This is a genomic window from Bradyrhizobium sp. WSM1743 (assembly GCF_000473065.1).
Taxonomy (GTDB): domain Bacteria; phylum Pseudomonadota; class Alphaproteobacteria; order Rhizobiales; family Xanthobacteraceae; genus Bradyrhizobium.
Genome location: NZ_AXAZ01000128.1, coordinates 1 through 8,669, shown reverse-complemented (window position 1 = coordinate 8,669; position 8,669 = coordinate 1). Strand labels below are relative to the sequence as shown.

10 protein-coding genes are annotated in these 8,669 nt (G+C 63.7%); 6 read left to right on the top strand and 4 right to left on the bottom strand.

The annotated features are described in order from the left end of the window. On the bottom strand, positions 1-277 hold a 277-nt coding region (locus tag YU9_RS0137705), incomplete at its 3' end, for an Hpt domain-containing protein (protein ID WP_027576162.1). Positions 278-843: 566 nt separating this feature from the next. Between YU9_RS0137705 and YU9_RS0137700 the strand changes: the two genes are divergently transcribed. The 4 genes from YU9_RS0137700 (at position 844) to YU9_RS0137685 (ending at position 3,072) form a co-directional block, all read left to right on the top strand. After that, on the top strand, positions 844-1,059 hold the full coding sequence (locus YU9_RS0137700) for a hypothetical protein (RefSeq protein WP_027577333.1): 216 nt from the start codon (positions 844-846) through the stop codon (positions 1,057-1,059). A gap of 247 nt (positions 1,060-1,306) precedes the next feature. Continuing rightward, positions 1,307-2,014: a Crp/Fnr family transcriptional regulator gene (locus tag YU9_RS0137695; protein WP_027577332.1), complete on the top strand. Its 708-nt coding sequence runs from the start codon at positions 1,307-1,309 to the stop codon at positions 2,012-2,014. 156 nt (positions 2,015-2,170) lie between these two features. Further along, complete coding sequence (locus tag YU9_RS0137690) at positions 2,171-2,548, top strand: Hpt domain-containing protein (protein WP_027577331.1); 378 nt, start codon at positions 2,171-2,173, stop codon at positions 2,546-2,548. Between the two features lie 275 nt (positions 2,549-2,823). Beyond that, a complete protein-coding gene (locus tag YU9_RS0137685) occupies positions 2,824-3,072 on the top strand; it encodes a hypothetical protein (RefSeq protein WP_027577330.1) in 249 nt (82 codons plus the stop codon). An 84-nt stretch (positions 3,073-3,156) separates the two neighbouring features. On the opposite strand, the gene YU9_RS0137680 is transcribed toward YU9_RS0137685, so the two are convergent. Next, on the bottom strand, positions 3,157-3,777 hold the full coding sequence (locus YU9_RS0137680) for a LuxR C-terminal-related transcriptional regulator (RefSeq protein WP_027577329.1): 621 nt from the start codon (positions 3,775-3,777) through the stop codon (positions 3,157-3,159). 336 nt (positions 3,778-4,113) lie between these two features. On the opposite strand from YU9_RS0137680, the gene YU9_RS0137675 reads away from it, so the two are divergent. Both YU9_RS0137675 and YU9_RS0137670 read left to right on the top strand, forming a co-directional pair. Next, complete coding sequence (locus YU9_RS0137675; RefSeq protein ID WP_027577328.1) at positions 4,114-5,277, top strand: hypothetical protein; 1,164 nt, start codon at positions 4,114-4,116, stop codon at positions 5,275-5,277. Between the two features lie 604 nt (positions 5,278-5,881). Then, positions 5,882-7,096 (top strand): EAL domain-containing protein, encoded by a 1,215-nt coding sequence (locus YU9_RS0137670; RefSeq protein ID WP_027577327.1) that lies wholly within the window; start codon positions 5,882-5,884, stop codon positions 7,094-7,096. Between the two features lie 11 nt (positions 7,097-7,107). On the opposite strand, the gene YU9_RS0137665 is transcribed toward YU9_RS0137670, so the two are convergent. Continuing rightward, on the bottom strand, positions 7,108-7,968 hold the full coding sequence (locus tag YU9_RS0137665) for a DMT family transporter (protein WP_027577326.1): 861 nt from the start codon (positions 7,966-7,968) through the stop codon (positions 7,108-7,110). A gap of 514 nt (positions 7,969-8,482) precedes the next feature. Further along, positions 8,483-8,669 (bottom strand): integrase core domain-containing protein (locus YU9_RS0137660; protein ID WP_027577325.1); only part of this gene is annotated, 187 nt, incomplete at its 5' end.

Here is an 8,669-nt window from a genome sequence, read left to right as displayed (position 1 = left end):
TGCGGTCGATCGAGGACAGGATCACCGTCACCGCCTGCCCGGTCACCGGCATGCCGTCACGGAATTTGCCCATCAAGGTCTCGCCGGCATGCGCCAGCGCTTCGAGCCGCGGCAGGCCGAGGAAGCCGCAGGTGCCCTTGATGGTGTGGACCAGGCGGAAGATGTTATCCAGGATCTTGGCGTTGTTCGGCTCCTGCTCGAACTTCACCAGCTGATTGTCCACGGTGTCCAGGCTCTCGCTGGTCTCCGTCAAGAACTCCCGCAACAGATCATCCATGAGCTACGCCTTACTGACCTGGACCCTAGACGCGACGCCTGAGCCATCCCTGACACGGACGGACGCCCTATCCTGGATCGTTAGACATCCCCTTTCACAGTCCCGTTAATTTCATCCTCCGTGCTACTACGGATATTGAAGAGAAGTTTGCGGTTCGACTGCATGCGGCAGCGCTTTTCGGCAAGACCAGCTCCGCGCCGCAAAGGAAAGACGTGCGAGGTAAACGGGCCGATAACAGCGGGGCAACAGCGGGGCGAGGCGCGCGGGAAAGTCCTGCTCGTGAAGAACGATAGAGACGGCGTGCAGGGCGTTGGACCGAGCCGCTCACAGCCGGCGGCGCCCTCGCGATCCGCGTTCTGCGGTGTTGCCGCGATCCGCGCGGTCCGCGCTTGAGGTAAACGAACGGTTACCCTGCGGCCAAAGCGGCGCGTGCTGAGACACCGTGTCTGCCCTCCAACGGGTATATGGACGGCGCCACAACCTTTAGATTAGTATTTGTTCGCCGTGCAACTGAATGACGGACGGCGTCGAGCCGATCGTCCATCGAACCCGCTGGATTGATATGCATGAACGCGAGCAGCCACCCGCCCAATCAGCTGCTGCAGCTGCTCGACGCTCCGGATTTCGATCTGCTGCGTCCGCGTCTCGCGACGGTCAAAATGGTCAGGAAATCTGTCCTGGAGGGAGCGGCGCTGCGCTGCGATATGTCTACTTTCCACATGGTGGATCAGTTTCCATTAGGATGGGCCAGATCGAAATCGGCGATCTGCAGGCGTTGGTGACCACGTCCCTGCGGCTGCTATTCGGCGGTGAGGGCCCACCACTTGTGCCTGATGGGAGCGTGCCGTGACCGGAGCACAGCGCAATCCCTGTATGCCGACGTGCACGCGAGGTCGCGGACCAATCGCCATGGACGGACAACTTGTCCCAATTGCCAATATATCCCGGCGCGAACATGATGGAACTTACCCGCGTAGGACGTGATTTCACGCCGCGATTCGAGGAGTGCAGAGAACGGGGGAGGCGGCTTTGGAAACGACGGTGCGTCCACCCAACGGTTTCCTGTCTGCACTGTCGGCAGACGATTATGAATTGATCCGCCCGCACCTGCGAACGGTCGATCTGCCCCATGATGCCGTGCTGGTCGAGACCGGCGAGACGCTCAAGCGCGCCTATTTTCCCCACCGCGGCGTCATCTCGCTGGTGGTGGAGCTGGCCAAGGGCGAGCATGTGCAAGTCGCCATGATCGGCCGTGACAGCCTGCTCGGGACGCTTTCGATCATGGGCGATGCGTGCGCGTTGAATACCGCCATTGTGCTGGTTCCCGGCGTCGCCTCTGTGGTGGACCTGGACCGGCTGCGGATCGCCGCCGACCAGAGCAGCACCATGCGCACGTTGCTCACGCGCCATGGGCTGGCGGTCTACGCCCAGGTGCAGCAGACCGCGGGCTGCAACGCCGCGCATCCGGTGGAGTCGCGGCTGTCGCGGTGCCTGTTGCACACTCATGATCTGTCGGGCGACTCCCGGCTGCTGCTGACCCAGGAGACCATGGCGCAGATGATCGGGGCGCGGCGCAACAGCGTGTCGCTGGTCGCCAACTCCTTGCAGCAGGCCAATTTCATCCACTACAGCCGCGGACACATCCAGATCACCAATCTGGACGGCCTGCGCCAGACAGCGTGCGAATGCTATGCCACCGTGAAAGCCCAGTACGACCGGCTGCTCGGCCCGCGCTGAATGCCGCGGTCGCTTGGTAAACCGCCGGCTAATGCCGGCCTGCAAACACCGGCCATCCTGCTACCGGAACTGAAATTCGAATGCCGTAGACACCGGGCGTGCCTCGCGTCGGCACGTGCCGCGCGACAACGAACCGTGATCAAGGCAGACAAGGCCATGTTTGACGTAACCGTCGCGCCAGCGCAGGCGCCGCTCGATGCCGAACCCGCGCGCGAGCCGCGCGCGTACGAAGCGCTGGTGCGCGAGATCGGCGAGGACGGCGCCTGTGAAGTGCGCGACGTGTTCTGGAGCGAGACCCGCGCGCGCCTGCAATTGTTCCGCACGCTCTCGCTTGCGCAGCACCACGCCAGGATCGCGCGCGAAGCGCATTCGCTGAAGAGCGCGGCCGGAACATTCGGCTATGTCAGGCTCGCAGCGCTGGCGTTGCGGCTGGAGAAGACCGCGGAGGGCCTCGACGAGGCCGAATTCAGCGCTCTCCTGGACCTGATGGATGCCGCCGATGCCGCCGCGCGCGCGCAGGAGCCGCAGGTCTAAAGCACGATGAGATTAGGTTTGATTGCTACAACGGAGGTGCACTCCCTCTCCCGCTTGCGGGAGAGGGCGGGGAGAGGGTGTCTCCGCAACGGGACTATCCCCGAGAGGAAGACCCCTCACCCGCGCTTTCGGCGCGACCTCTCCTGCAAGCGGGAGAGGTGAACGAACGGGTATAGCAAAGGCCGCGCGAAACCCGCCGTACTTCTACGGTTTGGGATTTTTAGAGATGGCTAATCATAGGTGGCGATAGTGCCGGAAAACCAGGAGGGTTTTCCATGTTCACCTACGAGACCGCAGACCAGAAGGAGGTTCGTCGCTTCCGCATCGCACAGTTCAACGGCCGGATGGCGACGGTCAAGGCTGGCGAGTCGACCGTGACCGGCTTCGTGCGTTCGGTGCTGGCGCAGGAATCGAGCATGCCTCCCCGCTGGACCATCACGATCATTCCGAATGCGCCGAAGAAAGAGATCAAGCCGCTGCGTCCCGCCTCGCACGGACGTCGGTTCGCCGAAGATTATTTCTGAGCGCGAGGGGTTTCCAAGCTTCTCGAGAGATGTCTCGGGCTCATCCGCATCGCCTGGCGCGCGGCGCAACAGGCCGGCCTTAATCTAGTCGATCGAATGCAGCAGCGCGGCACGGACGAGGTCCGCGGTGTTGCGGGCGCCGAGCTTGCGCATCGCCTCCGCGCGGTGGCTCTCGAAGGTGCGCGGACTGATCTGCATGCGAAGCGCGCCCTGCTTGTTCGAGTAACCTTCGCTGATCAGCCTCAACACCTCGCGCTCGCGCTTGGTCAGCCGCTTCTGGCCGGACGGGCCGAGGAGTTCGGCGCGCACGCGCCGCGGCTGCAGCACGTGGGCGGCCCTCGATTCTGCCTCCTCGGTGCTGGACGGAATCGGCAAGGCGCCCTTGTGAGGGCCGGCAAGCTGCTTGACCAGGCCGCAAACACGCTCGGTCTGTGCCAGCGCGTTCTCCACCACCCGCTGCAAATAGGCACGATCGCTCGTAACGGGCGCGAGCTGATCGCTGTGATGCTTGATCTCGCCCATGTAGAGCAGGAGCGCAGTCAGGGGGCCGTTGAGCTCGCGGGCGATGGCAGCGGCCATCTCGTCGGCCGCCTTGGCACGGACAGCGCTCAGGCGGACGAAATCGGGCTCTTCGGCTGAAGCAGCGCTGTCTTCGTGCCATTCCGACGGCCGCGAATCGGTGGCCGTATCATTCTGTGACCCCATGTCACTCATTTAGCGGAACCGGGGCCGGTCTGTGGTTAACTTTTTGCTCCGTAAGACTACGGTGATTTAGACCATTTTGCGCAAAAATGACGGCTTCGGCACAATTTGTGCTTGCGCGGTCTCGCACCCGACTATGCAAGGGTTGAGTTTCTCCCCCAAAGTCCTGGACGAACATGCGGAATTTCTTGGCCGCCGCCATCGTCTGACGTCCCGCCTTCCCGGGTTTTACGGATTAATTAACGGCGACTTGCTTCTCTAGGAGGGTTGAGAGCGCGCAAATGCCTCCACGCATTGGGCCCGCAAGCCCGCGGGACACGCTGCGAAAGATTGCGTGCCATGAACGAGATCGATCGGCTGTCGGAATTCCTGCAGAGGCTGACGCCGCTGTCGCGCAGCTGTCTGCTCAGCGAGCTCGAGCGGCTCGAACTGTGCGGCATCGACATGCCGGGTTCGGCCGACATCCAGTCCCGCCTGCGCGCCGAGTTTCACAAGGACGGATCGACCCAGGCGCGCGCCACCAACCCTTCGCGCTATTTCTTCGCGCCGCTGGAGCTGCTGCTGGTCGACGGCGCGCCCGAGCATGCCAACACGGGACGGATCTCGCGCAACACCCCCACCCCGATCTGGGAATGGATCTGCCGCGACCTGCTGCCGACCATGGCGCGCGACTACATCAAGGCGATCAACGACCAGGTCGCGGCCAACAACCCGAAAGAAGTGCAGAAGATCGCGTCGACCTTCCAGACCAAGGTCGTCAAGGTCCTCGAGAGCACCCTCGCCTCGTCCGAGAGCGCCGAATCTGCGCGCGCCAAGCTTGCGCAATACACGGCCTCGCGCACCGCCTTCGACGACGTCTTGAAGATGCTTCATGTGTTGCGCGCCGGCAATGCGCTGCCGAAGTTCAACGAGAAGCTGCCGGAGAAGATCACGAAGTTCGACGATGGCCAAGTCGCCCAGATCACCACGCAGCTCGACGCCTTCAAGAAGACCCATCCCCAGGCGCTGCCCTTCGCGCTGGCGCTGGTGGCGCGGCGCCTGAAGACGTCCTGGCAATTGGTGCGGCTCGCCACCAAGGCCGCTGCGAGCAAGGCCGCCGCAGACGTTGCCGCCACGCCCTATGCCTGCGTCGTTCCCATGGTCCTCGACCGGCTCGACGACAAGCGCCTCGCGCTTCGTATCGCACTTCGGCACAACCGGGTGCTGATCGCCCGCGACCTGCTCGCCGAAATCTACGACATCGAGTATGCGCTCAAGGTCCGCATCGACGGCATCGAACATTGCGACTGGGGCGTCCGCCTCCAGCAATTGATGGACGCGATCGCAGCGCTGGTGTCCGCCGAGGTGAGCCGCTTCCCGTCCAATGTCGGCCACATTCTCGGATCGCGGCGGCTGCGCAGCCACGACACTATCGGCGGCAAGCTGAGCTATCTGGCCTGGAAGGGCCGCGACGCAATGCAGGACGGTGCGGCGGCGTTCCGCAAACTGATCGGGCAAACATAGATCGGGGTTCGGCCGCGAAGCGACACGTTGCGCGCAGCGCGGCTAACGCGGCAAGCACAGGAAGCGATCCATGAATCGCCCTGACAGCACGAATCTGAACCACCAAGACATCATTCGCCGCATCGACATAGCTGTAGTCCTCGACAGCCCACCACCGGCTGCGCGGAGCAATAGCGCAGGTGCGGCAACGCACGTGTGATGTGCTTCACATTTGCGGCCGCCGGCCCGGGTCCGTTGTCGCAGAACCGTCACGAGCGAAAGGCGACGGCGCACGCATCGCGGGAAGACGCAACGTGAAAGCCAGCGCCGATTAACGTTGCACCCGCGTCATCGCGGCGTCGGAGCAACCGCGCGAGTGCATCCTTCAACGCCGTCGACCACCAAGTCGCGCGCCGATCGCGCGCGGCGACATTTCATCTGCAATAACCGGTGCTGCGCGTGTGGTGCTCGGGTATGCGAATTCTTGTCGAAGATTCTGTCGACAAATTAGCTCGAATTGCAGGGCTTAACGTTACTCAAATTATTCAAGAGCGATGTGACGCTCTCCTTATTTGAACCCACGCTCCGCGTTTAAGAAACCGTCACGGAACGGGAGTGGTGTACGATGAACGATGGGATTACTGAACTCGTCGCACGGAGGCCTGTGACCTTCGGACGGCGAAAGGTGACGCCGCGCGCCTGCGTGGCCGATAGCAAGCGTCACTTGCGCGCCTTTCTCAGCGAGGTGCTCGAGGATCTCGGCTTCGTCACCTGCGAATGTGCCAACGCTGACGAGCTGCAGACCGTGCTCGCCAACGAATTGCCGGACCTGATCCTGCTCGGCGTCGCCGCCGATGGCATCGAGCCGGGACGATTCCTCGAAATATTGGTGCGCGAGGCATTTGCCGGCAGGGTCCTCGCGGTCGGCGCTCGCGAGTCGATCATCGTCAAGGCCGTGCGGCAGGTCGGTGAGGAATATGGCCTTGCGATGCTGCCGCCGCTCACGACGCCCTTTGCCGCGGAGACGCTGCGCGAGCGTGTTGCGATGCTGCTGCCGGAGGAGCCGGCGCCGAGCCCGGCCGTGCATGTCGGCGAGGCCTTGCACGCCGGCTGGCTCGAGCTCTGGTACCAGCCCAAGATCGACGCGCGCACGCTGGTGCGCAGCGGCGCCGAGGCCCTGGTGCGGATGCGGCATCCGACCTGGGGCGTGGTGCCGCCGGCTTATTTCATCCCGGAGCCGCACGATCCGCATTTGCGCGAGCTCTCGGAGTTCGTGATCGATCGCGCCGTGCAGGACTGGCACTATCTGCTGGAGCAACAAAGCCCGGTCAATCTGTCGATCAATCTTCCCGCCGCGTATCTCAGGGAGCCGCAGGCGGTACGCGATCTCTGCCGCCGCGTGCCGACGCATCCGGCCTTCGGCGGACTGACGGTCGAGATCGAGAGCGAAGAGGCGATCCGCGAGCTCGATCTCCTGACCGAGGTCGCGCGCGAGGTGGGTCTGCACAATATCGGCTTGGCGGTCGACAATCTCGGCGCCGACTGGCCGGCGTTGATGGGCCTCGACAAGATTCCCTTCGTCAAGCTGAACGCCGACCGGCAGTTCGTCACCGGCAGTGGCAATGACCGGCTCAAGCGCACGGTGTGCCGTCACATCGTCGAGCTGGCGCAGAGCTTTGGCGCGCACGCGGTGGCGCAAGGAGTCGAGAGCCGCGCCGATCTCGTCGCCGCGAACGAGCTCGGCTTCGATCTCGTGCAGGGCTTTCTGTTCGGCAAGCCGATGCCGCTGAAGAAGTTCGCAAGGAGCGCGCTGACGCGGACGGTGATGGGGCAGGCGTGAGGCGATAGGCTTCAGGCAAACCGCCGCGCGAAGAAGACGCAGGCGACCACGAGCGCGGTCGCGGCGATCATGCTCCAGGCCACCGGCTCGTGCAGCAGAAGACCTGCGAGCGCGAGCCCGAAGAACGGCTGCAGCTGCTGCAACTGGCCGACGCGGGCGATGCCGCCGATTGCGAGCCCGCGGTACCAGAAGATGAAGCCGACGAACATGCTGAAGACGGAGACATAGGCGAGCCCGATCCAGGCGGGCACACTGATGCCGCTCCAGACGGGCGGCCACGTCAGCACCGCGAGCGCCAGCATCAACGGCAGCGCGAGCAGCAGCGCCCAGGAGATCACCTGCCAGCCGCCGAGGCGGCGCGACAGCGCGGCGCCTTCGGCATAGCCGAGGCCGCAGAGCACGATCGCGGCCACCATCAGGAGATCGCCGGTGAGCGAGGCCGAGCCGTCGCCGGAGAGGGCAAAGCCGGCCACCGTGGCGCTGCCGAGACCAGCGAACAGCCAGAACAGCGGCTGCGGCCGCTCGCCGCCGCGCAGCACGCCGAAGATCGCGGTCGACAGCGGCAACAGGCCGATGAAGACGATCGAATGCGCCGAGGTGATGTGCTGGAGCGCGAGCGCCGTCAGCAGGGGGAAGCCGACCACGACGCCGATGGCGACGATGGTGAGCGAGGCGAGATCCTGCCGCTGTGGTCGGGTTTGACGGAGCACGACGAGCACCGCCGCCCCGATCAACGCCGCGATCACGGCGCGCGCCGACGTCAGGAACAGCGCCGAGAAGCCGCCGACGGCCACCCGCGTCGCTGGCAGCGAGGCGCTGAAGATGATGACGCCGAGGAGACCGTGGCCCCAGCCGGTGGCGGTAGAGTGCATGTTGGTCTCGCTTGGTGGAGGGACGACTCGATCTGGCGTGACCAGCCGAATGCCGCGACGATAGAGCGCTTCATGTTTTGCCATGGAACAACGAAAGCGCGAAAACAACCCCATGCACAGTAGACGGCATATGCAAGATCAATGACTTACGTGGGGCGGAATCGGGTGGAGCGCCGGGCAAGACTTCAAAAGCAAAAAAGAGCCAAGGGATCGTGGTTTGTCTCGCCCGTCCGGCGCACGCACGCCGGCCGACGAGAATAGGCCGCGATCGTTGCGGCCAATTTTAGTGACGTCTCCCATCATTTGATCCGTCGGGCAAAACAGGAGCATATTGCAGGAGGTCCGAGAGGCAGGGTTCTGGCCGGGCCTCTAAGGCGCGCGAATTGCGCGGTCGACGCTAGTTCGGACTTTTTTGCCCGACGTTGTCCGCTGGACAGTCCGAGTTTGGTGTGCTGGACTGCACCCCTGAAGTGAGACACGATAATTACAGTGACAGTGGGGTTGTCACGATGCGTTACCGCGCGTTGTTTTGCGCGAACGCGGTTTCGAACTCAAGGGGCGACTGGTATCCGAGCGCCGAGTGCAGGCGCTCTTTGTTGTAGACCTCCGCGATGAAGCTGTTGATGTGGCGGCGGGCGTCGCTCAGGTCGGCAAAGGCCTTGCCGTTGATCTGTTCAGCCTTGAGCGTTTTCATGAAGCTT

What these genes read in the sequence shown, in the direction of transcription:
- YU9_RS0137700 (WP_027577333.1), top strand. Translation starts at nt 844, where the DNA reads ATGAACGCGAGCAGCCACCCGCCCAATCAGCTGCTGCAGCTGCTCGAC.
- YU9_RS0137690 (WP_027577331.1), top strand. Translation starts at nt 2,171, where the DNA reads ATGTTTGACGTAACCGTCGCGCCAGCGCAGGCGCCGCTCGATGCCGAA.
- YU9_RS0137685 (WP_027577330.1), top strand. Translation starts at nt 2,824, where the DNA reads ATGTTCACCTACGAGACCGCAGACCAGAAGGAGGTTCGTCGCTTCCGC.
- YU9_RS0137680 (WP_027577329.1), bottom strand. Translation starts at nt 3,777, where the DNA reads ATGGGGTCACAGAATGATACGGCCACCGATTCGCGGCCGTCGGAATGG.
- YU9_RS0137675 (WP_027577328.1), top strand. Translation starts at nt 4,114, where the DNA reads ATGAACGAGATCGATCGGCTGTCGGAATTCCTGCAGAGGCTGACGCCG.
- YU9_RS0137670 (WP_027577327.1), top strand. Translation starts at nt 5,882, where the DNA reads ATGAACGATGGGATTACTGAACTCGTCGCACGGAGGCCTGTGACCTTC.
- YU9_RS0137665 (WP_027577326.1), bottom strand. Translation starts at nt 7,968, where the DNA reads ATGCACTCTACCGCCACCGGCTGGGGCCACGGTCTCCTCGGCGTCATC.